The sequence below is a fragment of the Methylicorpusculum oleiharenae genome (assembly GCF_009828925.2).
GTDB classification, from domain to species: domain Bacteria; phylum Pseudomonadota; class Gammaproteobacteria; order Methylococcales; family Methylomonadaceae; genus Methylicorpusculum; species Methylicorpusculum oleiharenae.
The window spans coordinates 1,999,676-2,022,242 of the sequence record NZ_WUTY02000001.1 but is presented as its reverse complement, the minus strand read 5'-3'; the positions used below and the strand labels follow the sequence as shown (position 1 = coordinate 2,022,242).

24 protein-coding genes are annotated in these 22,567 nt (G+C 48.9%); 11 read left to right on the top strand and 13 right to left on the bottom strand.

Translation table 11 applies throughout. The features are described from left to right. Nucleotides 1–11 precede the first annotated feature (11 nt). From atpD to GO003_RS09240, 11 genes are all read left to right on the top strand, one after another. The gene (gene atpD, locus GO003_RS09290) at nt 12–1,499 is read left to right on the top strand and encodes a F0F1 ATP synthase subunit beta (protein WP_159659427.1); all 1,488 of its coding nucleotides are present in this window, start codon (nt 12–14) and stop codon (nt 1,497–1,499) included. A 7-nt stretch (nt 1,500–1,506) separates the two neighbouring features. Then, nucleotides 1,507–1,911: a F0F1 ATP synthase subunit epsilon gene (locus GO003_RS09285; RefSeq protein WP_231088912.1), complete on the top strand. Its 405-nt coding sequence runs from the start codon at nt 1,507–1,509 to the stop codon at nt 1,909–1,911. Further along, complete coding sequence (locus GO003_RS09280) at nt 1,904–2,239, top strand: AtpZ/AtpI family protein (RefSeq protein ID WP_159659426.1); 336 nt, start codon at nt 1,904–1,906, stop codon at nt 2,237–2,239. The genes GO003_RS09285 and GO003_RS09280 overlap by 8 nt, the downstream gene beginning before the upstream one ends. Continuing rightward, nucleotides 2,214–2,546, top strand: coding sequence for an ATP synthase subunit I (locus GO003_RS09275; protein WP_231088910.1), 333 nt, complete (start codon nt 2,214–2,216; stop codon nt 2,544–2,546). The genes GO003_RS09280 and GO003_RS09275 overlap by 26 nt, the downstream gene beginning before the upstream one ends. Then, nucleotides 2,536–3,237 carry a F0F1 ATP synthase subunit A gene (locus GO003_RS09270; protein WP_159659425.1) on the top strand — a complete coding sequence of 234 codons (702 nt, stop codon included), beginning with the start codon at nt 2,536–2,538 and terminating at the stop codon, nt 3,235–3,237. The genes GO003_RS09275 and GO003_RS09270 overlap by 11 nt, the downstream gene beginning before the upstream one ends. 9 nt (nt 3,238–3,246) lie before the next feature. Beyond that, nucleotides 3,247–3,528 (top strand): F0F1 ATP synthase subunit C, encoded by a 282-nt coding sequence (locus tag GO003_RS09265; RefSeq protein ID WP_159659424.1) that lies wholly within the window; start codon nt 3,247–3,249, stop codon nt 3,526–3,528. A gap of 3 nt (nt 3,529–3,531) precedes the next feature. After that, nucleotides 3,532–4,365 carry a F0F1 ATP synthase subunit B family protein gene (locus GO003_RS09260; protein WP_159659423.1) on the top strand — a complete coding sequence of 278 codons (834 nt, stop codon included), beginning with the start codon at nt 3,532–3,534 and terminating at the stop codon, nt 4,363–4,365. Then, nucleotides 4,362–5,921 (top strand): alternate F1F0 ATPase, F1 subunit alpha, encoded by a 1,560-nt coding sequence (locus tag GO003_RS09255; protein ID WP_159659422.1) that lies wholly within the window; start codon nt 4,362–4,364, stop codon nt 5,919–5,921. Before GO003_RS09260 ends, GO003_RS09255 begins: the two co-directional genes overlap by 4 nt. Next, nucleotides 5,918–6,874 (top strand): F0F1 ATP synthase subunit gamma, encoded by a 957-nt coding sequence (locus GO003_RS09250; RefSeq protein WP_159659421.1) that lies wholly within the window; start codon nt 5,918–5,920, stop codon nt 6,872–6,874. The genes GO003_RS09255 and GO003_RS09250 overlap by 4 nt, the downstream gene beginning before the upstream one ends. A gap of 527 nt (nt 6,875–7,401) precedes the next feature. Then, on the top strand, nt 7,402–8,325 hold the full coding sequence (rdgC, locus tag GO003_RS09245) for a recombination-associated protein RdgC (protein WP_159659420.1): 924 nt from the start codon (nt 7,402–7,404) through the stop codon (nt 8,323–8,325). Then, nucleotides 8,306–9,280, top strand: coding sequence for a L,D-transpeptidase family protein (locus GO003_RS09240; RefSeq protein WP_159659419.1), 975 nt, complete (start codon nt 8,306–8,308; stop codon nt 9,278–9,280). Before rdgC ends, GO003_RS09240 begins: the two co-directional genes overlap by 20 nt. A 276-nt stretch (nt 9,281–9,556) precedes the next feature. Here GO003_RS09240 and flgL read toward each other — a convergent pair whose 3' ends face one another. From flgL to GO003_RS09175, 13 genes are all read right to left on the bottom strand, one after another. After that, a complete protein-coding gene (flgL, locus tag GO003_RS09235; protein ID WP_159659418.1) occupies nt 9,557–10,885 on the bottom strand; it encodes a flagellar hook-associated protein FlgL in 1,329 nt (442 codons plus the stop codon). A 10-nt stretch (nt 10,886–10,895) separates the two neighbouring features. Then, nucleotides 10,896–12,692, bottom strand: coding sequence for a flagellar hook-associated protein FlgK (gene flgK, locus GO003_RS09230; protein ID WP_159659417.1), 1,797 nt, complete (start codon nt 12,690–12,692; stop codon nt 10,896–10,898). Nucleotides 12,693–12,990: 298 nt separating this feature from the next. Then, the gene (gene flgJ, locus GO003_RS09225; RefSeq protein ID WP_159659416.1) at nt 12,991–13,992 is read right to left on the bottom strand and encodes a flagellar assembly peptidoglycan hydrolase FlgJ; all 1,002 of its coding nucleotides are present in this window, start codon (nt 13,990–13,992) and stop codon (nt 12,991–12,993) included. A gap of 12 nt (nt 13,993–14,004) precedes the next feature. Beyond that, a complete protein-coding gene (locus GO003_RS09220; RefSeq protein WP_231089183.1) occupies nt 14,005–15,063 on the bottom strand; it encodes a flagellar basal body P-ring protein FlgI in 1,059 nt (352 codons plus the stop codon). A gap of 49 nt (nt 15,064–15,112) precedes the next feature. Beyond that, nucleotides 15,113–15,787 carry a flagellar basal body L-ring protein FlgH gene (gene flgH / locus GO003_RS09215; protein ID WP_159659414.1) on the bottom strand — a complete coding sequence of 225 codons (675 nt, stop codon included), beginning with the start codon at nt 15,785–15,787 and terminating at the stop codon, nt 15,113–15,115. A 9-nt stretch (nt 15,788–15,796) separates the two neighbouring features. After that, on the bottom strand, nt 15,797–16,585 hold the full coding sequence (flgG, locus tag GO003_RS09210) for a flagellar basal-body rod protein FlgG (protein ID WP_159659413.1): 789 nt from the start codon (nt 16,583–16,585) through the stop codon (nt 15,797–15,799). A gap of 53 nt (nt 16,586–16,638) precedes the next feature. Continuing rightward, nucleotides 16,639–17,379: a flagellar basal body rod protein FlgF gene (locus tag GO003_RS09205; RefSeq protein WP_159659412.1), complete on the bottom strand. Its 741-nt coding sequence runs from the start codon at nt 17,377–17,379 to the stop codon at nt 16,639–16,641. Nucleotides 17,380–17,400: 21 nt separating this feature from the next. Continuing rightward, the gene (gene flgE, locus GO003_RS09200) at nt 17,401–18,687 is read right to left on the bottom strand and encodes a flagellar hook protein FlgE (protein WP_159659411.1); all 1,287 of its coding nucleotides are present in this window, start codon (nt 18,685–18,687) and stop codon (nt 17,401–17,403) included. 18 nt (nt 18,688–18,705) lie between these two features. Next, the gene (locus GO003_RS09195; protein WP_159659410.1) at nt 18,706–19,377 is read right to left on the bottom strand and encodes a flagellar hook assembly protein FlgD; all 672 of its coding nucleotides are present in this window, start codon (nt 19,375–19,377) and stop codon (nt 18,706–18,708) included. Between the two features lie 13 nt (nt 19,378–19,390). After that, nucleotides 19,391–19,807: a flagellar basal body rod protein FlgC gene (gene flgC / locus GO003_RS09190; RefSeq protein ID WP_159659409.1), complete on the bottom strand. Its 417-nt coding sequence runs from the start codon at nt 19,805–19,807 to the stop codon at nt 19,391–19,393. Continuing rightward, nucleotides 19,804–20,202, bottom strand: coding sequence for a flagellar basal body rod protein FlgB (gene flgB / locus GO003_RS09185; RefSeq protein WP_159659408.1), 399 nt, complete (start codon nt 20,200–20,202; stop codon nt 19,804–19,806). Before flgB ends, flgC begins: the two co-directional genes overlap by 4 nt. A gap of 272 nt (nt 20,203–20,474) precedes the next feature. Further along, the gene (locus GO003_RS09180; protein ID WP_159659407.1) at nt 20,475–21,293 is read right to left on the bottom strand and encodes a CheR family methyltransferase; all 819 of its coding nucleotides are present in this window, start codon (nt 21,291–21,293) and stop codon (nt 20,475–20,477) included. Between the two features lie 60 nt (nt 21,294–21,353). Further along, nucleotides 21,354–22,283 (bottom strand): chemotaxis protein CheV, encoded by a 930-nt coding sequence (locus tag GO003_RS09175; RefSeq protein WP_159659406.1) that lies wholly within the window; start codon nt 22,281–22,283, stop codon nt 21,354–21,356. Nucleotides 22,284–22,567 lie beyond the last annotated feature (284 nt).

Below are 22,567 nucleotides of genomic sequence, written 5' to 3'. Positions count from 1 at the left end.
ATGAAGGAATTATGAGTCGCGAACCTAACGCTATAAACCTTGGCAAGGTTGTCTCGGTGCGCGGCAGTGTCGTGGATATTCGGTTCGATGAACAGTTGCCGCCCATCTATTCTTTGCTGAGCGCGGACCAAGGGCGGATTGTCATTGAAGTGCTGACGCAACTGGATGCCCAAAGGGTACGCGGAATTGCCTTGACGCCCACACAAGGGCTCGCACGCGGCATGTTGGTAGAGAATACAGGCGCGCCATTGCAGGCACCAGTCGGCAAGGGCATTCTCTCGCGTATGTTCGACGTTTTCGGTAACGCCATAGACCGCGAAGCGGAGCCAACCGATATCCAGTGGCGTTCGGTGCACCGGGCGCCCCCGCCGTTGGTAAGACGTTCCACTCAGTCCGAAGTTTTTGAAACAGGCATCAAGGTCATAGATGTACTGGTACCACTGGAGCGAGGCGGTAAAGCGGGGCTTTTTGGCGGGGCAGGTGTGGGCAAGACGGTATTACTGACCGAAATGATCCATAACATGATCGGGCACCAAGAGGGCGTCAGCATTTTTTGCGGCATAGGCGAACGTTGTCGTGAAGGCGAGGAGCTTTACCGTGAAATGAAGGAGGCTGGCGTATTGCCGAATATGGTAATGATCTTCGGCCAAATGAACGAACCACCTGGTGCCCGTTTTCGAGTCGGTCATGCTGCGTTGACGATGGCGGAGTATTTCCGCGACAACGAACACCGCGATGTGTTACTGCTCATCGACAATATTTTCCGCTTCATTCAGGCGGGCATGGAGATCTCCGGCTTGATGGGACAGATGCCTTCACGTCTGGGTTATCAGCCGACCATGGGCACTGAGCTGTCGGGCTTGGAGGAGCGTATTGCCAATACCGATAACGGCGCTATCACCTCGATCCAGGCGGTCTATGTGCCGGCTGACGATTTGACCGATCCAGCTGCAGCGCATACCTTCTCGCATCTCTCCGCCTCTATTGTGTTGTCACGCAAGCGGGCTAGCGAAGGGCTTTTCCCGGCTATCGATCCGCTGCAATCCAGCTCCAAGATGACCACGCCCGGTATCGTCGGCGAACGTCATTACCGCTTGGCGCAGGAAATCCGGCGAACGCTCGCACAATACGAACAACTCAAGGACATCATTGCCATGCTGGGCTTGGAGCAGCTTTCTCCACAGGACCGCAACGTGGTTGCGCGAGCCCGCCGATTGGAGCGTTTTTTGACCCAGCCCTTTTTCACTACTGAGCAGTTCACCGGCCTCCAGGGAAAACTCGTTAGCCTCAAGGATTCACTGGATGGCTGTGAGCGCATTTTGCGCGATGAGTTCAAAGACCACCCTGAAAGTGCACTCTATATGATAGGCGCGGTGGATGAGGCAAAACAGAAAACGAAATCAGCTAAACCTGCTTCCAGCGCCCCATCAGAGCCGGCACAGCAAACTCAAGCCAAAACTTTCACGAAGCCGCCCGCCGAGGCGAAATCTCAACTGTAGAACAAATATGCCATTTACAACCATGCACCTTAAGATTCTTCTGCCCTTTCAGGTCTTCACCGATAAAATCGGTGTTTTGCGCATTGTGGCGGAGACGCGCGCGGGCTCCTTTGGGCTCTTGCCAAACCGGCTCGACTGCGTCGCGGCGCTTGAACCGGGCATTCTTATCTACGAGACAGAATCTGACGGGGAAATTTTGCTGGCCGTGGACGAAGGGGTACTGATCAAGACCGGTCCGGATGTGCTGGTTTCCGTCCGCCGTGCGATGGACGGCCCGGATCTTGGTCACTTGCGGGATACAGTTGAGCAGGAATTTTTGATCCTGGACGAACAAGAACAAAGCATGCGCTTAGTTCTGATGAAATTGGAAGCCGGGTTTCTGCGCCGCTTTACGAGTTTTCAACATGACTAACGAGACTAAGCAAACTTCGCAGGACTCTCACCCTTTTGCCACGCAGGTTGGCGCAAAGGCGGCGCGCAAACTCAAAGCTAAGCGTAATGCCACGCCAGGTGTCTGGTTCGGCTTAGGAATGATGGGAATGATTGGTTGGTCGGTGGTGATACCGACTTTGCTCGGCACAGCGCTTGGACTCTGGTTGGATCAACGTTATCCGGGAGGTCGCTCCTGGACACTGGCATTATTGGTCGCCGGGCTCACACTCGGCTGCTTCAATGCGTGGTACTGGGTTGTCAAGGAAGACCAGGCTATGCGAAATGAACAGGAGGACAACGATGAATGAAATGATGACAGGGGCGTTGGCGTTGCTCGTGGGATTACTGCTGGGTGCGATGTTCTTCGGCGGCCTTTGGTGGACGGTCCGTAAATGCGTATCTTCTAAACGACCTACGCTGTGGTTAATCTCCAGCCTTCTGTTAAGGACCAGCACTACCATGATTGGATTTTATATTGTTGCCGACGGTCATTGGCAGCGGATGCTGTTGTGTCTGCTTGGCTTTCTCATGGCGCGTCATATCGTGACCAGACTAACCCGAACTTCCGGAGAGGCACAAACCGGTTCGGTAACCGAGACCAGACATGCGCCTTAGCCCCGATCAGATCATCTTCTGGCAACACGGTTTTATCACACTCAATGCCACCATTGTGTTCACCTGGGGACTGATGTTGGTGTTAGTGATCGGATCAAAACTCATTACTCGAAAACTGTCCACCGACCTGCAACGTAGCCGCTGGCAAAACTTTCTGGAAATTATCGTCACCGCCATCGAAAAACAAATTGAAGAGGTTGGCCTGAGAGAACCGCGGACCTATCTCGGGTTTCTGGGCACGCTGTTCCTGTTCATCGCCATGGCCAGCCTGTGTACCGTTATTCCCGGTTTCGAACCGCCGACCGGATCGCTATCAACGACCGTGGCACTGGCGCTATGCGTATTGGTGGCCGTGCCGTTCTTCGGTATCCTGAATCAGGGCTTGGGTGGTTATCTCAAGTCGTATGTGCAGCCGACCGTTATCATGCTGCCGTTTAATATCATTAGCGAAATATCCCGTACCCTGGCATTGGCCGTCCGCCTGTTCGGCAACATGATGAGCGGGTCGATGATTATCGGTATTCTGCTGAGCATTACGCCGTTTATTTTTCCTATTGTCATGACGATGCTAGGCCTACTTACCGGCATGGTTCAGGCCTATATCTTCAGCATCCTGGCTGCAGTTTATATCGCGGCTGCCACGCGCACGCGCAAGCCGTCACTTAAAACGTTAAACAACAACCCAACTTAAGGAATTATTATGGATAGCATGACTATTATCGCGGTGGCTTCTATTGTCATCGCCGGCTTCACCACGGGCTTTGGCACTATTGGACCTGCGTTGGCGGAAGGAAAAGCGGTCGCGACAGCCTTAACGGCGCTGGCCCAGCAGCCCGATGCCTCCGCTACTATCACTCGCACTTTGTTTGTTGGTCTGGCGATGATCGAATCCACGGCCATCTACTGTTTCGTAGTATCTATGATTCTCATCTTCGCCAACCCGTTCTGGAATTACATCATTGCTCAAACCGTGGGGAAGTAACCCATGATAATTGATTGGTTCACCGTTGGCGCACAAGTGCTTAACTTTCTCATCTTGGTGTGGTTGATGAAGCGATTTCTTTACCAGCCAATTTTGCATGCCATTGATGAGCGGGAAAAGCGGATCGCTGCGGAACTTGGCGATGCGGATACAAAAAGGGCCCAAGCCGAAAATGAACGCAACGAGTTTCAGAAAAAAAACGCTGCCTTCGAGAAGCAACGGGCAGAACTTCTCAATCAGGCGACGTTTGATGCGAAAACCGAAGGTCAGCGGCTCCTCGACGAAGCGCGTAAGGCGGCTGACAGCTTAAGTGCAAAACGACAGGAAACGCTGAGAAACGAAGTACATCATCTCAATCAAACCCTTCGTCGCCGCACCCAACTGGAAGTATTTGCGATTGCACGACAAGCGCTGTCGGATCTGGCCACCACGAGCTTGGAAGATCGCCTGTGCGAAGTGTTCACCCGCCGATTGCGAGAGATGGATGCTAAAACGACAGAAGGCCTTGCTGAGGCACTTATAACAGCGATTGAACCCTCGCTGGTGCGCAGCGCGTTTGACTTGTCTGCCGAGCAACGAGCGTCGATACAACACGCGCTCAACGAAACTTTCTCTGTGGATCCTGCGGCGCAGCTCAGGACAGGCATACAAATCCGATTTGAAACTGCACCGGAACTGATCAGCGGCATTGAGCTTGTTACCGAGACTGGACAAAAGCTGGCATGGAGCATTGCAGATTATCTGCTGTCTTTGGAAAAAGGTGTAGCTGAACTTCTGAAAGATCAGGATAAACCTTTAGTCAAGGTCATGCCAGAACCAGCAGCCAATAACCTATGAACAGGGAATCTGAAAGCCTGCAAAAAGTTTTCGACAGCGCCTTTGCCGGCATAAGCCAGGTGCGGGAAACGTTCACGCCGCAACTGACACCGCATGAGACAGGCAGGATCACCACAGTCTCCACCGGTATAGCCAAGGTCTCCGGCCTCCCCGGCGTAGGTTTTGATGAGTTGATAAAGTTTCCTGGCGATGTGTACGGCACAGCCTTCAACATAGACGAAGACGAAGTCGGTGTCGTACTGCTCGGCGAATACTGGCATCTGCATGCCGGGGATGAAGTCGAGCGTACCGGTCGGGTCATGGATGTGGCGGTGGGTGACGATCTACTGGGACGCGTGATTGATCCTCTTGGCCGACCGCTGGATGGCAAGGGACCAGTAACCACCAGCGAACGCTTGCCGATTGAACGTCCCGCTACGCCAATCATGGACCGGGCCCCGGTTACTGTGCCGCTGCAGACAGGTATCAAAGTCATTGATGCGCTGATTCCCATAGGACGCGGCCAGCGCGAATTAATTTTGGGCGACCGCCAGACGGGAAAAACCGCTATTGCACTCGATACGATACTCAATCAACGTGACCAAAATGTGCTCTGCGTTTATTGCGCTATTGGCCAGCGCGCAGCCTCGGTAGCGAAGACAGTGGCCATCCTGCGCGAAAAAGGCGCGCTTGATTATACCGTCATACTGGTAACAGAGGGTAACGATCCACCCGGTCTAGCCTTCATTGCACCTTATGCGGCGACCAGTATCGCGGAGCACTTTATGCAAGCGGGTCGTGATGTACTGATCGTTTACGACGATCTCACCCAACATGCCCGAGCCTATCGCGAGCTTTCCCTGTTACTCCGCCGTCCCCCCGGACGGGAAGCGTTTCCAGGAGATATCTTCTATATTCATTCCCGCTTGCTGGAACGTGCAACCCATCTATGCAAGAAACTTGGCGGCGGTTCGCTGACCGCCTTGCCGATCATCGAGACCGAAGCGCAAAATATTGCCGCCTATATACCGACCAACCTGATTTCCATCACTGACGGGCAGATCTATCTCTCGCCTTCGCTGTTTGAATTGGGCGTATTGCCCGCTGTCGATGTGGGAAAATCCGTTTCACGCGTCGGCGGCAAGGCACAACGGGCGGCCTACCGCGCTGTCGCGGGCGACCTTAAGCTAGCTTACGCCCAGTTCGAGGAACTCGAGACCTTTGCACGGTTTGGCGCTCGATTGGATGAAAATACCCGCAAGTCCATTGATCATGGACGTCGAATCCGCGCCTGCCTCAAACAACCGGAATTTGCCCCTGTGTCCGTACCTGCACAAATCGCAATTTTGCTAGCGTTGACTGCGGAGCTTTTCGACACGGTGCCGATTAACCAGATGACAGATGCCGAGCATGCCGTACACGAGGCAGCTGTTAACCTCCCGGCGCAAGTGTGTGCACGATTGGATACGGCCACAAAATTAAGCGAGGCTGATCGTAAAACGATCATCGAAATCGCCAGCCAGGCACTCGAAACGTTTCAACCCATGCCCAATGCAGCAACGAAAGCAAAGTCATGAGCAACACGACAGCGAGCCTGCGCAGAAAAATTGACAGTGCCGGCGATCTGCAATCGGTGGTCCGCACCATGAAAGCGCTGGCCGCTTCCAGTATTGGCCAATACGAGCAATCGGTGCGTGCCCTGTCCGATTACTACCGCACCGTGGAACTTGGCTTACGCGTTTGTTTTCGCGAAATCGAGTCGGGGGCAGTGAGACCTGAGAGATCAGAAAGAACCGCACGAACTGCAGTTGGCGCCATCGTGTTTGGTTCCGATCAGGGTCTGGTCGGTCAGTTTAATGAAGTAGTGGCTGATTTTGCGATAAGGACTCTCGCGGCTAAGCCCGGCAACCTGCAAGTCTGGGCTGTCGGTGAGCGTGTTCATTCGCGTTTGGCGGATGCGGGCCTGCCGTTAAGTGGACTGTTTGCCGTGCCGAATTCCGTCAAGGCAATCACACCGCTGATTGGGCGAATTCTGATTGAAAGCGATGTGATTCACAGTGCATCGTCCCCACTCCAGACTGGCGCTACGGATGAAATTGGAGCAAATCCGACTCAAGTTGCCGAGCTTCATTTGTTTTACAACCGTCCCAAATCCGGCGCGGTTTATGAGCCTGTCAGTCAGCGATTACTGCCACTGGATGAAAACTGGCGACGCAGGCTGGCCGAACTTCCCTGGCCGACAGCAAACTTACCAGAGGTTATCGGCGGCGGTACTACAACTTTACGCGCATTGATTAGTGAATATCTTTTCGTCTCGCTGTTTCGTGCCTGCGCTGAATCCCTGGCGAGCGAAAATGCGAGCCGCTTGGCCGCGATGGAACGTGCGGACAAAAACATCGACGAACTGCTTGAGAATTTCCACGCCGCCTTCAATCGTTTGCGCCAGAGTGGCATAGACGAGGAACTGTTCGATGTAATCTCAGGCTACGAAGCGCTTTCAAAGTCAAAGAAGCCTCGGCGCGCGGAATGATTACAAAGTGGAAAAATCATACAAACTGCATTGGATAAAAATGCGGAATCGAGCCTGTGTAGTGAATACTCTTAATTCTCGGACGAATAATGAAGCGCATCTGTCAACGTATGTTCATTTTAGATATGAAGATTAAAATAAATGTTAGCGACTTCGAGGTTAAGGCGGGAGGACGATCAACCTCGACAACTGGCCGACGCTAATGGAGCCTTTTAATAAACCAATGTGAGGTTGTTACCCTGCTTTTTTTTCAAGATTGGCAGGTGCTGCCTGCGATCGTCTCGAAAAATTGCCGGTTGTGGAATGTCAGGTATACAGTATTTCGACATTCAATAAGGCCAGGATCTAAATTCGCATTTCATTGGCATCAACAAGGGATGAATTTTTTTCATTCTGCCAAACTTTAATTATTCAAGATGCAATTCCGAATACCTTTTTTAAGTTTAATGGTCCGTATCAACAGATAGTTTTTTATGTGTGGGTAAATTTGCGATAATGCCCGGTTTTATCTGGAGAGAACAACGCGTATGTGGTTTAAAAATATTGCACTCTATCGCCTCACGGAAGATTTCGGCTTATCGTCCGATGAATTTGAAGAAAAGTTACAGCAAATGCCGTTTCGGCCTTGCTCCGCTCAGCAAGAGATGAGTTTCGGCTGGACGCCCCCATTAGGACGGCACTCAGAACAACTGGTCCATGCCGCCAATGGCTTTCTGCTGTTTTGTGCAAAAATTGAAGAAAAAGTTCTGCCTGCTGCCGTCATCAATGAGCTGGTTGCCGAAAAAATAATGGAAGCTGAAGACGAACAAGGCCGCAAGTTATCTAAAAAAGAACGCACGGCCATCAAAGATGAAATTTGTTTTGAGTTGTTACCCAAAGCGTTTTCATTTTCTCGCAGAATCTATGCCTACATCGATCCTAAAAATCGCTGGTTGATCGTCGACAGTGCATCCACAAAAAAAGCCGAAGATGTATTAAGTCAACTGCGCAAATGCTTGGGTTCATTACCTGCGGTGCCTCCTCTTACGCAGCAAAAACCGATCGCGGTGATGACCGAATGGTTAACCTCCAATGACTTGCCGGGCGACATTGTGGTTGAAGATGAATGCGAATTACGCTCACCTAAAGAGGAAGGCGGTACTATTCGCTGTAAACGTCATGACTTGACGTTGCCCGAGATTAAAAACCATCTTGAAACAGGCAAACAAGTCATAAAATTAGCGGTGAGCTGGGAAGATCGTTTATCTTTTGTCGTGGATGAAAATCTGTCGATCAAGCGTTTACGGTATCTCGATTTGATCCAGGACCAACTGTCTGAAACCGATGCGCAGACTGATGCCGAGCATTTTGACGCCAGTTTTTCAATCATGTCTTTGGAACTTGCTCGCTTTATCCCCCGTCTCATGGAATTATTCGGCGGAGAACTTAAAAATGACCAGCAAGCGAATTAACAACTTTTTAATCGTTTTATCGTTGATTGTCCCTCAGGCGATTGTCGCGGCAGATTTTCGCTTACCTGAAAATCCGGGCGACAGCTTGATTGGCGACAAGATGAGCAGCGGACAAAGTCACCCGGACGAACATTTTTATACGACCGCTAAAGAAGAGGACACCCTACTGGATATCGCCCGTCAGTTTAATCTGGGTCAAACCGAGATCGTCCTGGCTAATCCGACTGTTGACCGGTGGCTACCCAAGGAGGGCACCCGGGTCAGGATACCTAATTCCAGGCTTTTACCTAACGCACCCCGCAAGGGCGTGGTGATTAACCTGCCGGAATACCGGATGTATTATTATGCCGGTGACGGCAGTCAAACGGTAACGACTCATCCTATCAGTATCGGTCGTCTGGATTGGAAAACACCGTTAGGTAAAACAAGGATTGCAACTAAAACACGCAATCCGACCTGGACGCCCCCCGCATCCATTAAACGGGAACACGCGGAACGCGGTGATAACCTGCCTGATGTCGTCCCGGCAGGCCCCGATAACCCTTTGGGTCTTTACGCCATGCGGCTGGGTGTTCCGGGCTATCTGATACACAGTACCAATAAACCGTTTGGCGTCGGGATGAGCGTGACACATGGCTGTATCCGGATGTATCCGGAAGATATTGAAAAACTGTTTCCCCGGGTTTCAGTCGATACTGATGTATATATCGTCAATCAGCCAATCAAGGTGGGTTGGTATAAAAACACGCTTTATGTTGAAATTCATCAGACGCTGACAGACGAACCTGCGCCTTACAAAACCAAGCTTGAGCAGGCGCTTGATTTGATTATTAAAGCCAATAATCAGGAAATGCCGGTTATTAACGGCGCGGCTTTGAAAGGCGCGTTGGAAAGAAGGGACGGCAGGCCGGTTGCAATCTACACCCGGCTCCAAGATCAAACGGCCTCGCAATAATGGGCAATTGATCACCCCGAAAAATGAAAGTACCCGGCTTAAGCATCGGTTGGTCTATGTTGCAGACCGTTCGCCCTGAGGATCGAAAGATGGAGGACCTAAAGAGCGAACGGTGTTTTGGGTTATACCCATCATAGATCGAAATTCGGCACCGGGGTGCCCGTCAAAGGACGCCGTAAAACCATCCTTATAGGCTCTATGCCGAACAACCCGTTGCCTCCTTAGGCACTGCCGAAATTTGAAGTGCGAAAGGTATAATCAACGGCTCTTTAAAGTTTATAGATAATTGAACAACGATAATCGCTGCACTTGCGAAAACGCTTGTTGGGCTGCTTGCAGCGACATTTGCTGCAAGTTAAAGCGGCTGATGGCCTCTGCGTAATCCAAATCTTGTGTAGCCGATAACGTTGACCGGGTATCGATGATAAATTTATCGTTTTGAGACTCCTGGTCATCCAGCGCACGCAGCCTTGCGCCTACGCTGGTTCTGGCTTGTAACAAACTGTCCAACGCCGAATCAAGATCAGTCAATACACTACCCAGATTGGCGTTATAGACTTCTTCGGTACTGAATCTTCTGATTTCCGGATTATTAAGGCGCAAATCATCTTCATTAAGGAAGACATCATCGGCGGCATTGCTTTGCCCTTGTTCAAAACCGGCATTGTCGAGGAAAAAAGCATTCGCATTTTGGATTTCTATCGTTGAATTGATACCGGTTGTCAACGAAACAAATTCAACTTTGTTCCCGTTGGTCCGAGCCTGGATATGATCTTCCATTCCATCATCTTCGATTTGACTGTTTATTTCAGTAACCAGCGCATCCAAATCAGTAAACTCAGCAGTCAGGCTGATTGAGGCTGTACCGGCATCACTGACCAGATCAAACGACGAACCTGCTGCCAAACCATAACGTAAAAACCGGTCACCGGTAATCGTCGCCTGTTGGGGCTTGAAATCACCTGCCAAGCTATCGGATAAAACCTGTAAAGTATTAAAAATGCTGCGTTTGCCGTCCTCATTTTTATAGCGGCTGACTGATGAAATATTTTCAAAAACATTGGAGCCCAAATCGCCGTCAGCGACTTGCCTTTCCGGGCCAATCGGCAAGGCCCGCTGATGAACGCCACCCTGATAGACGTATTTTCCGGTATCAGGATCCTGCGCATAAGCCGCTTCATTGGATAAATCACCGGAAAAAATAAATTCGCCATTGGCATTTTTGGTATTGGCCACCCCCGCCAGTTCCTGGATTAACTGATCGACTTCCTGCTTGACGGCAAGCCGGTCACTGGCATTCAACGTGCCGTTCAATGCCTGTACAGTAAGTTCCTTGACACGAATAATCACATTTTCGGAAGATTCCAGTGCCGACTCTTCAATATTCAAACGCCCTCGGGTAGCAAAAATATTGGCCTGATATTGACTGGTTTTTTCTATCGATTTTTCAAGATCCAACACCCTGGCCGCCGCCGAAGGATCGTCTGCCGGGGACAACTGTTTAAGCCCGCTGGACAATTGCATCTGGGTTTTTGACATTTTGGTCTGCTGCGCCTGCATCGCGTTAACGCCAAGCTGTTGCGCCCATGCGGTTGATATTCTCATAATCCCCTCCTTATCTTAAAGCGCCGATTAACGTGTCAAACATGTTATTCGCCGTTGAAACCACTTGTGCAGCTGCCTGATAAGACTGCTGAAAAATAACCAAATTAGCCGCTTCTTCGTCCAAATTGACACCCGCCACATTTTCTTTTGCTTCTTGCGCCCGGGTCAGCAGGGTTTTCTGAGCAGTTGCACTTAACTCACCTGACCGTGTCAACGAACCCACACCCGCCACCAACTGGCTGTAAGCGTTATGAAAAGAGGCGTTACCTCCCAAAAGTCCCAGCTTGTTTTCCAATTGCGCCATAAGCAAGGCATTGCGGTTATCGCCCGGCATGGAGCCTTTTATAATGATGGCATTGCCTGAACTATCCAATACAGGCTTGCCGGTAACTGGATCCACCTCAACATTGGTTGCCGCCGCAATTTTGCGTGGATCATCGAAGTTCACACCGATCTTCTTGGCTGCCTGATAAGTAGGCCGCGTCAAAAATTGGTCACCGGCAACAGCCCCCCCTACGCTAGTATCAATACTGATCTCAAAACCGGGCAAGGCGGTAATTTTAGGATCAGTCGCCGATACGAAGGTCAGATTTGAAACATTCGGAGTACCAGAAGCAACTGCTGTTAATGAGATGACCTGATTATCACGAAGCCGCGTCAAGGTATAATCGGAACCGCTGACAAACTCCAACCTAAAATCACTGAAGTCAAGATGCTTAGCCGCATCCGGCGTAACATTGAGATCCTGAAAACGCGCAGTGACCAAAGCATTGCCGGTATTGGCCAGATTGGCCGTCACAGGCACTTCATCACCTTTAAAACTGAATAAGGCTTCACCTTGGCTACCATCAAGATCAAATCCGGTTTCTTGCAGGGCATTCATTTCCATTGTCAATCCGGCAGCAATCTGGCCCAGTTTTTGTTGCGCAGGATCGAGGATTTCATCCCGAAACCGTAAGGTTCCGGCTAGTTTTCCTCCGGTGATTTGATCACTGATATCCGAGGTTCCCGAACCAGATTCGTAACCAATTCTCAAAAAAGTGGGATCGTAATCATCATTGATTGTGGTCAGCTTTGATGAGACGCCATCCAGCACCAACGGCATTCCTTTTCCGATAAAGATGCTGGTCATGCCGTTTTCTTGCGGTACGACTGCCACACTGACCAGTTCGGCGAGCTTGGTCAGTAACCGCTCTCGCTCATCCAATAAATCATTGGGTTGTTGCTTCCCAGAAGCGCGCCCTACATCGGCGGCAATGCGGTTATTCAAATCGGCCAGAGCGGTTCCCAACGTATTAATCTCGTTAAGATGAACGTTGATGTCGGTATTGACTTGTGAGTTCAGCTCTTCGAATCGTGCACTCATGGTATTAAAACGCTGACCCAGTAACTCAGCTTCAGACAGCATGACCTGGCGCGCCGGAATGGAGGACGGATCATCCGCCACTTCATTGACCGTGTTAAAAAAACTCTTGATCGCGGGAGCGATACCAACACTGTTATCGGCTAACAGGCCGTCAACTTGAACGGATAGCCGGTAAAACTGTTCCGCTTCTCCTGAAGCGGTAGAACTCGTTCTAAGCTGACTGCTGATAAACTGGTCATAACTGCGCGTGATATTACTGACCTTGACGCCTTGGCCCAGATAACCACTTCCCTCGAATACTGCCGGCTTTGTCGACAACTCTGTCCGTTGACGGCTGTATCCTTCTGTATTGACATTGGCAATGTTGTGACTAGTGGTTTCCAAAGAGCGCTGGAAAGCCAAGAGACCTGAAGTTGCAATACCTAGAATTCCGCCCGCCATAATTTTGTCCTGTTAAGCTTTCTCTAACGACTAAAGCAAATCAAGTGCCAAAAAATAAAAATAATTTGGGTAACTACTCGCTCGCTTGGAATAGAGGGTCTAGGTGCTTGATTGAAAAGGCTTCTGCAACAGGGATGAGCAGAGAGTCACAAGGATGGTTTTATGCGTCCTTTGATATCAAGCACCTACAACCAATACAATGGTAGGGGTAAGCAGATACTTATTCGGAAATCAATAACGCCAATGGTGACTTGCTATAGGAGACAGAAAGTGAACTCAGCTTTTCTTTGGTACTGCTTTAGTTCATTGCCAGATTTTGTCCGGAGCTGACCCCGGACAGACTGTCTCCATGGTAGATTCTCATGACTTTATCAGCATAATGAGGGTCAGTCGCATATCCGGCCTTTTGCAGCTCCAGCATATAGCGCTGAGGATTTTCCGCATGTTTGAGCGCTTGAGCATAACGCGGATTATTTTTAAGCAGTTGCACATAATCATCGAAACTATCCTGATAGGACTCATACGCTCGAAATCCGGACATTTTCTTTTGAGGTATGCCTTTTTCAAACTCCAAAGAGGAAACAGTTGTCCGTTTACCTTGCCACTGGCTGCCTGCCTTGATATTGAATAAGTTATGACTGCTGGAACCGTCCTTGCTTTTAATCACTGATCTCCCCCAACCGGTCTCCAGAGCGGCTTGCGCCAGCAGTACCTTTGGTTCTATACCCAGTTCCTCGGCCGCTTTTTGAGCATAAGCATGCAACTGACTGACAAATTGTTTTGACGAAGTTATCGGCTTATTTTTGCCGGAGTTAAGCGAGGAGTTTTCCCACATTTTTTCCACTTCCTTACCGGAAAAAAGATCACTATCTGTTAGCGGTTCGCTTTTTGTGGCACTTAACGCGTGTTTGACTCTATTAACAGGAATACTGCGAACCGGATTATTCAGATAATCTTCCAATGCTGATTTTTCATTTTCATTACTCTCCGTCCCTTGTCCTTGCTGTTTACTCAGTTGCCGGGTGATGACATCCGCTAATCCGACGCCGTTTTCCCCTGATAAATGAACGGCCAGTTGTTGGTCATACATATCCTGGAAAAACTTGCTTTGATCACTGTCAAAAATGCCATCGGCCAGTTTCGCCTCTCGCATACTCTTGATCACCATATTGACGAACAGCGATTCAAACTGTTTGGCGGTTTCCTTTATTGCTTCGGGCGTTTCTTTCCGAGCTTCGTTTTTTAATTGGGCCAGACCGTTAAAATCGGTATAGTCCGGACTTTGGGCTGCATTTAACACGATAACCTCCGATTAAATGACGATTAACTCCGCACGAAGAGCGCCTGCCGACTTGAGTGCTTCAAGAATGGCGACCAAATCGCTGGGTGCCGCTCCGACATCGTTAACGGCCTTGACGATTTCATCCAATGACACACCGGGATTAAATACAAACATCCGGTTATTTTCCTGTTCGATACTAATATCCGATTGAGGCGTAACAACCGTTTGACCATCAGAAAAGGGTTCCGGCTGACTGACTTGCGGATTCTCGCTGATGGTAACCGTCAGGCTGCCGTGAGAAACTGCCGCAGGTTGAACCGTGACTTTGCTATTGATTACTACCGTTCCACTACGGGAGTTAATAATAACCCGCGCGGGCGCATCATCAGGTGAAACCATCATATTCTCAATCATTGAAGCGAAGGTAACACGCTGTGAGGTATCCGATGGTGCGCTGACTTGCACTGAAGATCCATCCAACGCCTTGGCTGCGTTCGGTCCCAAGGTACGATTAATAGCCTCTGCCATACGATTGGCCGTCGTAAAATCAGCATTATGCAGATTAAAGACCAGATCATTTCCTTCAGCAAAAGGAGAGGCGACTTCACGCTCTACTGTGGCACCATTTGGAATACGGCCGACACTGGGATTATTAACGGTAATTTTTGAGCCATCCAGTCCGGAGGCACTTAAACCGCCAACTACCAGATTACCTTGGGCAACCGCATACACTTGTCCATCGGCCCCTTTTAACGGACTCATTAACAGCGAGCCACCTCGAAGGCTTTTGGCATCGCCAATTGATGAAACGGTCACATCTATTGTTTGACCGGATTTGGAAAAGGCCGGCAATTCGGCATGGATTGCCACTGCGGCAACATTCTTTGCCCTGGGATCGACGCCAGGCGGCAAGGTCATGCCTAATCGGGCCAGCATGCTGCGAAGCCCTTGCCCGGTGAACAAGGTTTTATCACCTGATTTATCCAATCCAACCACCAGACCATAACCTACCAACTGGTTAGTGCGAACCCCGGCTATCGAGGCTATATCCTTGATGCGTTCTGCTCTTGCCGGCGCCAAAACGCTCATTGCCAGCAAAACAGCGATAAATGGCTTTATTATTTTCACGCCCTACTCCTTAAAACGGGAACCATGGACTTAGAAAGATTCGCGCCAGCCAGCCCATTTTACCGGCATCGGCAACCGCACCATCGCCTGTATACATTAAAGTGGCATCAGCGACTTTGGTGGATGGAATCATATTAGCCGCGTCAATATCCACCGGCCTGACGATACCGGAAAGACGCACATATTCACTGCCCTGATTGAGCGCCACGCGTTTTTCACCCCGTACACGTAAATTACCGTTCGGCAAAACTTCCACTACGGTGACAGAAATATTACCGGTTAAACTGTTGCTCTGATTGGCCTCACCTTCTCCGGAAAATGCGTGTTCCGAAAGCAGCTCGGTTTGCACGTCTTGTCCCAAAATGGTTGCCGGAGAAACGCCCATCAACATAGGGGCTGATACTTTAACCGAAGTCGATTTATTGGCATCCATATCTGCTTGCTTTTTAGCCTGCATCCTTTCCGCAAGTGTGATCGTCAACACATCACCGACACGTTTGGCGGTATGATCTTCAAACAACCGCATATCGTAATTAGCCACATAGATAGAGCCGCTGGTTTGAGCAGGGGGTCTTAAATCAGCCGGTTGAACCGGAGCAAAAGCAGGATCTCTGTTCGGCAGAGGCGTGCAGCCAATCAACAAGACGGGCAAAATTGCAATCAAACGAAATGTTTGGGTTTTCATAATAAATCACTAAAGTTGCTGGGTGACAAACGAGAGCATCTGGTCAGTCGTTGAGATGGCCTTTGAGTTCATCTCATAGGCTCTCTGGGTTTCAATCATATTAACCAGTTCTTCAACCACATTGACATTGGATGTCTCCAATGAACCTTGATAAAGGGCGCCCAATTCGTTTTCGCCGGGTATGCCCAGAACCGGTGGCCCACTGGCTGTGGATTCACGAAACAAGTTTTCGCCAATAGGTTCCAAGCCTGCCGTATTAATAAAGTCAGCCGTTTGTATTTGACCGATTTGCACAGCCGCAGGATTTCCCGGCTGAACCACAGTGACGGTGCCGTCCCGGCCAATCGTTAAACTCATCGAATCATTAGGTACGGTAATAGCGGGTTCCAGCAGCATACCTTCGGATGTCACAACCTGTCCTGTGTCGTCCAGTTTAAAAGAGCCGTCACGGGTATAATTAATATCGCCGTTGGGGCTAAGGATTTGAAAAAAGCCTTTACCGCTTATAGCAACATCCAGAGAATTTTCTGTTTGCTGAATATTCCCTTGCGTATGAAGTTTCTCAGTTGCAACCGTTCTAACTCCGGTACCTAACTGTAAACCTGTCGGCAACCGGGTACCCTGGGTACTCTGCGCTCCGACTTGACGGATATTCTGATAAATCAAATCCTCGAACAATGGGCGTGATTTTTTGAACCCGGTAGTATTAACGTTAGCCAGATTGTTGGCGATGATTGCCATCCGTGTTTGCTGCGCATCCAGTCCGGACTTGGCCACCCATAATGCTCGTTCTGTCATGATGATCTCCTAAAGTGACATTAATTTGTCATTTACATAGCTATGAGCAGGGTTTATGCCATTTGCATCAACTTAGCGCTAATACCGGAATTTTCATCCGCTTGTTTCATGACTTTGGTCTGTAATTCGAAATTTTTTGCCAACTCGATCATTTCCACCATGGCGCCTACCGTGCTGACATTGCTGCCTTCCAATGCGCCCTGAATCAACCGGACCGAAGCATCTTCAGGACTAACCCCGCCGTCTTTCAGATACAGAAGGCCGTCATTCTGTTTTTCCAACTGATCAAGATCGGGCTTTACTAATTTGATCCGGTCCAATACCGCCAATGCCGTGGCATTGGCGCCTTGAGGAATAATGCTGATAGTACCGTCAGAGCCAATGGTCAGTTTTTCGGCCGGAGGAATAGCAACCGGCCCATTGTTTCCCATCACCGCTAGACCGGTCCCTGTTTGCAGCAGCCCTTCGGTTGTGAGTCTCAAATCGCCGGCACGGGTATAAGCTTCCTTGCCGTCTGCTCCTTCAATGGCTAACCAGCCTTCTCCGTTAATAGCGACATCCAGATCCCGACCCGTCATTGCCAGAGGGCCTGACGTTAAATCAGTCCCGGGACTCTCGGTCATCGCATAAACACGGGTAGGGTAACCAGGTCCGAATACCGGCATACTGCGGGACTGTTCGAGATCGGCTTTAAAACCGGTAGTTTGACTATTGGCCAGATTATTTGCATTGGTAGTTTGCGCCAGCAGCGTCTGCTTGGCACCGTTCATCGCGATATAGAGGCTGCGATCCATGACATTACTCCCGAAGCGTGATTACCTGATATTTAAAATAGTCTGCATGATCGAATTTTCCGTCGTAATCGTTTGCGCATTGGCTTGATAAGCCTGTTGGGCCACGATCAGATTGACTAACTGCGAGGATAAATCGACATTCGAATTTTCCAGAGCACCGGCCTGAATCAAACCAAAGTTGTTGGTGCCAGGCGCTCCGGATATCGATTCACCTGAGCTGGCGCTTTGTCCCCAAGTGGTATCGCCCAGCTTAGACAAACCTTGCGGATTGGCAAAACGCACCAAGGCCACCTGTCCAATCGGCTCTGAACCGCCATTACTGAAGCGAGCGAAAATAACGCCCTCATCATCGGTATCGATACCGGTTAACTGTCCGGCCGGTAATCCGTTTTGCTTTAACTCGTTAACACTGAATTTCTGATTGAATTGTGTTGAACCCGCATAAGTCAACTTATCAAGCACAATATCATTGGCCCCTGTCGCGGGCACTATTGAATAAGGGGCTAGCGGAAACAATCCATCCACAACACCATTAACATCAACCGGCGACTTTAAATTGCCCCCAGCGTTAAATTTTAATTCTCCATATGCATCGCCGGATGCCAGAGAAACAGAATTTCCGTCTATGTAATGATAGACCTGCCAAGTAGGATCACCCGCAACAACCCCTTTGTTAACGAAATAGCTGGTCATGATATGAGAGCTTCCAAACGAATCATAGACAGTCGCTGAGGTCTGACTGGTGTAGGTACTGGAGAGACCCTTATCGAATGCCGCTGCAATAACCGGTGCACTCGCATCCAGATTGACCCCGTATTCAACTTGATTGGTCTCTTGAGGTTTACCGGCAATGGTATTGATTTGGATCGGCTGCATAACCCCGGTACTGAAACCGTCCGCAACCGTTGTGCCATTCGGTTTGAATGCCAACATCGCCTGACCTTGATTGTTGACGACGTAACCGTCCTCATTCAATTTAAACTCGCCCGAACGGGTATAAGCTCTGTCGTTGATCTCAGTGGGTGACTTGGCTACTACAAAAAAGCCTTCGCCACTGATGCCCATATCCAAATTATTATCCGTAAACTGCAAATTGCCTTGTAAAAACTGCTGCGCAACATTAGCCACCCTGACGCCGGCGCCGGGAGTTGTTTTACTGACACCCGCCAAACTTGAGGCATAAACATCAACAAATTCGGATCGGGATTTTTTGAATCCAACCGTATTGGCATTAGCAATGTTATTGCCTGTCACTGATAAATTGTTTTGTGCGGCATTTAAGCCGCTGAGTGCTGCTGAAAAAGCCATGAGACCTCCTCTTGACTGTTAAATAATTTTGGTTAGTTTATTGAAGGCAACTGATCCGATACCCGCCAGATTGACTTGAAGCCCATTCTGACCGTTAGCCATCACGACACTCTCAACACGCGAATTTATATACGGTTGTAATGAAACATTTTCACCTGCCATGGTTGCTTCCACATCTATCTTGTAAACGCCCGGATTAGAGTATGCACCGTCGCTGGCTATGCCGTTCCAGTTGAAAGGCAGAGTCCCTGAAGCCTGAGGACCTAAATCCACTGTTTGCACGGCGGCTCCGGTCGCCGCATCAGTCACTCTGACCACAACATTGCTTGCTGAATTAGGCAGTACGGCTTCTCCACGGATTTCACCGCCTACCGGTAACACACCTAAATTCACTGGCGCCACAACATTCCGGCCGACGAGACCCGCTGCTTGCAATGCCTGATCAGACGATAATGAACCGGCAAATTCACTAAATGACTTCTGCAAATCCTGAATTCCTGACACGGTCGAAAACTGCGCCATCTGTCCCATAAAGTCGGCGTTTTCCATTGGCTTCAATGGATTTTGGCTTTGTAACTGTGTGGTCATGATCTTTAAGAAAGCCTCCTGGCCTAATTCCTGTTTTTTAGCCGTGGCTTTCTCGACGGTTGCCAGTCCCAATTCTTTGAATGTATCCAAACCTATTGCCATGATCTTGCTCCTGTTATTGTCCGATTCTTAGGGTTTGCAATGCCAGTTCCTTGGCCGTGTTTAAAACCTCAACATTGTTCTGATAGGAGCGGGATGCAGACATCATGTTGGCCATCTCCTCAATCGTGTTGACATTAGGTTTATAGATGTAACCTTCTTCATCCGCCAAAGGATGGTTGGGTGAATATTCTTTCAATGGCGGCACTTGGCTTTCCACCACACCCAAGACATTGACTTTGCTTGAAGCATTTTGCTTATCCAGGATATTTTTCAATTCCGCAGCAAAAACCGGCTGTCTGGACTTATAGGTTTGATCGATACTGCTACTTACCGTATTGGCATTGGAAATATTACTGGCCACCAAATTAAGCCTGAGTGATTGGGCATTCATACCGCTGCCGGAAATATCGAATACTTTGAAAGAACTCATGCGGACTCTCCTTTTATTGCAGTCATCAAACCAGAAAACTTGCCGTTGATAAATCGCAAGCTGGCCTGATATTGCACCGCGTTTTCTGAAAATTTGGCTTGCTCTATATGGGACTCAACCGTGTTGCCGTCTAATGACGCCTGATGCGGATTGCGGTACATAAGATTGGCGCCTAACAACAGATCTGACGGAGCCACATGCCCGCTACGAGTTCGCTCAATTGACAACTCATCCGGCATTGCACCTTTCAAAACCGATTGAAAATTGAGATCTCTGGCCTTGAAGCCGGGGGTATCTGCATTGGCAAGATTAGATGCCAGCACTTCGCCGCGTTTTTCACGCAAGGTCAAAGCCTGCGGATGAACGCCTAACGCCTTTTCAAAATTAATAGCCATGATTATCGCCTCATAGGTTCGCTTTTAGAAAAAATTAAGCAAATGATATGCCGCAATAAAATAACAATGTTAATTCATTAGGTTAACAAGCGTTACAGCGGGAGATGAAAGTAATTGACTCGATCAGAAAAAGGTCGGATGAGACTATTGAGTCCGGCAACATCGGCTTTGAGGCGGCAATTGATGGCCGTTTGTACTGAAATAAAGCGGCAAGTGGCAATTTTTGGAATTAACCCGCCGGTTTGATTCCAGGTGTCAATTTATTGCCGCAGCTAGGACGTGGATTTTTTGTAATACCGGCTACGCTGGTCCCTCACCGCAATAAATCCGTTTACACCTACCGGCATTTGTTCGGTACTGCTCAAATACAACACTCCATCAGGCTCTAGGAGCGCTGACATGCGGGTCAAAATATCGCGCTTAACTTCATCGGAAAAGTAAATCAGCACGTTCCTGCAAAAAATAATGTCAAAACGGCCCATTGAATTGAAAGGCTTCAGCAAATTCAAACACTGAAAATCAACCCTGGAGACTGTCTGGGACTTAAGCTTGTATCCATCCTCAACCGCATTGAAGTAACGTTGTTTTTTCTCTGAATCGATACCGCGCAACAGTGCCGATTCATTGTAAACCGCATTTTTTGCCTGGGTAAGCACCGTATCGGAAATATCAGTACCGATGATTCTCGCATTCAGACTTTTACCTGTTCTATTCACATAGTCATCAATGCACATGCTGATAGAGTAAGGCTCCTGACCTGTCGAACAAGCTGCCGACCAGATTCGGAGCGGCGTACGTTTTTGAGCCAGCAAAGGCAATAAGGTATCGGATAAATCTTTAAACTGATTTTCATCTCTAAACCAGTAGGTTTCATTGGTCGTCATGGCATCAATCACCGCAACCGCTACTTTCGAGCCTGGATTTTGCTTGAGTAATAAAATGAGATCTTGATACCCACTGAGGTTAAACGAGGCCAGAAGACTCGATAATCTGTTTTTAACCAGATAATGCTTAGTATCGCTGAGAATGATGCCGCAGTTTTGCGAGAGGAAGTGCTGGAAGAATTTAAATTCCTGGCTATTCATTTCCATTATATTTTTCTCAAAGAACTCTCAGCCATTGCTGAATAGTCGAGACCGGAAATGCCCGTTTTATTGATGAGCATGATAAATCTTCAGCCTGTTTTGGATGGTCTTTATCAACTCATCGGGTTCAAACTTGGCTAAAAACTCATTAGCACCGACTTTTTGAACCATTGAAGTATTGAAAACCCCGCTTAATGAGGTATGTAAAACAATGTAAACCCCTTTCATTCTGGTGTCTTTTTTGATTTGGGATGCCAGCGTATAGCCGTCCATTCTGGGCATCTCCACGTCAGAAATGATCAAGGCATAGTGCTTTTCCAGCTCAACATTATCATCAACCAACTGATTAAGATGTTCCCAGGCTTCCAAACCATCTTTAAGCACATGACATTCCAAACCCAATTGATCGCAGACTCTTTTCACCTGGTTTCTTGCCACGGTCGAGTCATCAACAATCAACACGCGATCACCCGCTCCGGAAACCGTGCTGTCTATTGCTTCTTCAGAAGCTTGATCGCGTAAGCCAATGACTTCTTTCATGACTTTTTCAACGTCAATCACTTCCACCAGTTCATTGTCGACTTCAGTCACAGCCGTCAGATACCCTTCCCTGCCCAGACCTGTAGGGGGTGCTTTAACAGAACTCCAGCCGATATTGATGATTCTGTCAACCGACCCCACTAAAAACCCTTGAACCGTTCTGTTATATTCCGTCACGATGACATAACAGCCGTTGTCCCTGGAAAGCGGCCGTAAACCGATAGCCATTGATAGATCTAAAACCGGTATTGTCTTGCCCCGCAAATGAGCAACACCACAAATGACTGAATTGGAATTGGGAATTTGGGTTAAAGACGGACATTGAATCACTTCCTGCACTTTGAATACATTAATTCCAAAACGCTGCCGGCCGCCCAATCTGAAAAGCAATAACTCGAAACGGTTATGACCTGCTAACTGCGTTCTTTGATCTACGCCTTCCAAAATTCCGGCCATGACACCACCTTATTGATTTATGATTCTGCTGTGACTTTGCTAAAAATGTTGTGTTATCGGCGTTTACGGAGCCACTCATAAACAACATTTACCGACACTCGCTCTGTACTTCCCACCCAAACCTGGTAAAAACTGGGTTCATCAATCAGGTCTTTTGTTGTTATTTCATAGCCGGATACGGCTCAAAATTAAGTGAGCAAAGCAATTATAGTTTGTTTCTAACGAATTGCTGTGATGGCGCTTGGCACCAAAAATGCTGTGGGACAAATAACGTCATTTAACCG

What these genes read in the sequence shown, in the direction of transcription:
- flgL (WP_159659418.1), bottom strand. Translation starts at nt 10,885, where the DNA reads ATGAGAATATCAACCGCATGGGCGCAACAGCTTGGCGTTAACGCGATG.
- GO003_RS09270 (WP_159659425.1), top strand. Translation starts at nt 2,536, where the DNA reads ATGCGCCTTAGCCCCGATCAGATCATCTTCTGGCAACACGGTTTTATC.
- GO003_RS09265 (WP_159659424.1), top strand. Translation starts at nt 3,247, where the DNA reads ATGGATAGCATGACTATTATCGCGGTGGCTTCTATTGTCATCGCCGGC.
- GO003_RS09280 (WP_159659426.1), top strand. Translation starts at nt 1,904, where the DNA reads ATGACTAACGAGACTAAGCAAACTTCGCAGGACTCTCACCCTTTTGCC.
- flgB (WP_159659408.1), bottom strand. Translation starts at nt 20,202, where the DNA reads ATGGCTATTAATTTTGAAAAGGCGTTAGGCGTTCATCCGCAGGCTTTG.
- GO003_RS09250 (WP_159659421.1), top strand. Translation starts at nt 5,918, where the DNA reads ATGAGCAACACGACAGCGAGCCTGCGCAGAAAAATTGACAGTGCCGGC.
- flgC (WP_159659409.1), bottom strand. Translation starts at nt 19,807, where the DNA reads ATGAGTTCTTTCAAAGTATTCGATATTTCCGGCAGCGGTATGAATGCC.
- flgH (WP_159659414.1), bottom strand. Translation starts at nt 15,787, where the DNA reads ATGAAAACCCAAACATTTCGTTTGATTGCAATTTTGCCCGTCTTGTTG.
- atpD (WP_159659427.1), top strand. Translation starts at nt 12, where the DNA reads ATGAGTCGCGAACCTAACGCTATAAACCTTGGCAAGGTTGTCTCGGTG.
- GO003_RS09240 (WP_159659419.1), top strand. Translation starts at nt 8,306, where the DNA reads ATGACCAGCAAGCGAATTAACAACTTTTTAATCGTTTTATCGTTGATT.
- flgK (WP_159659417.1), bottom strand. Translation starts at nt 12,692, where the DNA reads ATGGCGGGCGGAATTCTAGGTATTGCAACTTCAGGTCTCTTGGCTTTC.
- GO003_RS09180 (WP_159659407.1), bottom strand. Translation starts at nt 21,293, where the DNA reads ATGGAAATGAATAGCCAGGAATTTAAATTCTTCCAGCACTTCCTCTCG.
- GO003_RS09275 (WP_231088910.1), top strand. Translation starts at nt 2,214, where the DNA reads ATGAACAGGAGGACAACGATGAATGAAATGATGACAGGGGCGTTGGCG.
- GO003_RS09205 (WP_159659412.1), bottom strand. Translation starts at nt 17,379, where the DNA reads ATGGATCGCAGCCTCTATATCGCGATGAACGGTGCCAAGCAGACGCTG.
- rdgC (WP_159659420.1), top strand. Translation starts at nt 7,402, where the DNA reads ATGTGGTTTAAAAATATTGCACTCTATCGCCTCACGGAAGATTTCGGC.
- GO003_RS09195 (WP_159659410.1), bottom strand. Translation starts at nt 19,377, where the DNA reads ATGGCAATAGGTTTGGATACATTCAAAGAATTGGGACTGGCAACCGTC.
- GO003_RS09260 (WP_159659423.1), top strand. Translation starts at nt 3,532, where the DNA reads ATGATAATTGATTGGTTCACCGTTGGCGCACAAGTGCTTAACTTTCTC.
- flgG (WP_159659413.1), bottom strand. Translation starts at nt 16,585, where the DNA reads ATGACAGAACGAGCATTATGGGTGGCCAAGTCCGGACTGGATGCGCAG.
- GO003_RS09285 (WP_231088912.1), top strand. Translation starts at nt 1,507, where the DNA reads ATGCCATTTACAACCATGCACCTTAAGATTCTTCTGCCCTTTCAGGTC.
- GO003_RS09175 (WP_159659406.1), bottom strand. Translation starts at nt 22,283, where the DNA reads ATGGCCGGAATTTTGGAAGGCGTAGATCAAAGAACGCAGTTAGCAGGT.
- flgE (WP_159659411.1), bottom strand. Translation starts at nt 18,687, where the DNA reads ATGGCTTTTTCAGCAGCACTCAGCGGCTTAAATGCCGCACAAAACAAT.
- GO003_RS09255 (WP_159659422.1), top strand. Translation starts at nt 4,362, where the DNA reads ATGAACAGGGAATCTGAAAGCCTGCAAAAAGTTTTCGACAGCGCCTTT.
- GO003_RS09220 (WP_231089183.1), bottom strand. Translation starts at nt 15,063, where the DNA reads ATGAGCGTTTTGGCGCCGGCAAGAGCAGAACGCATCAAGGATATAGCC.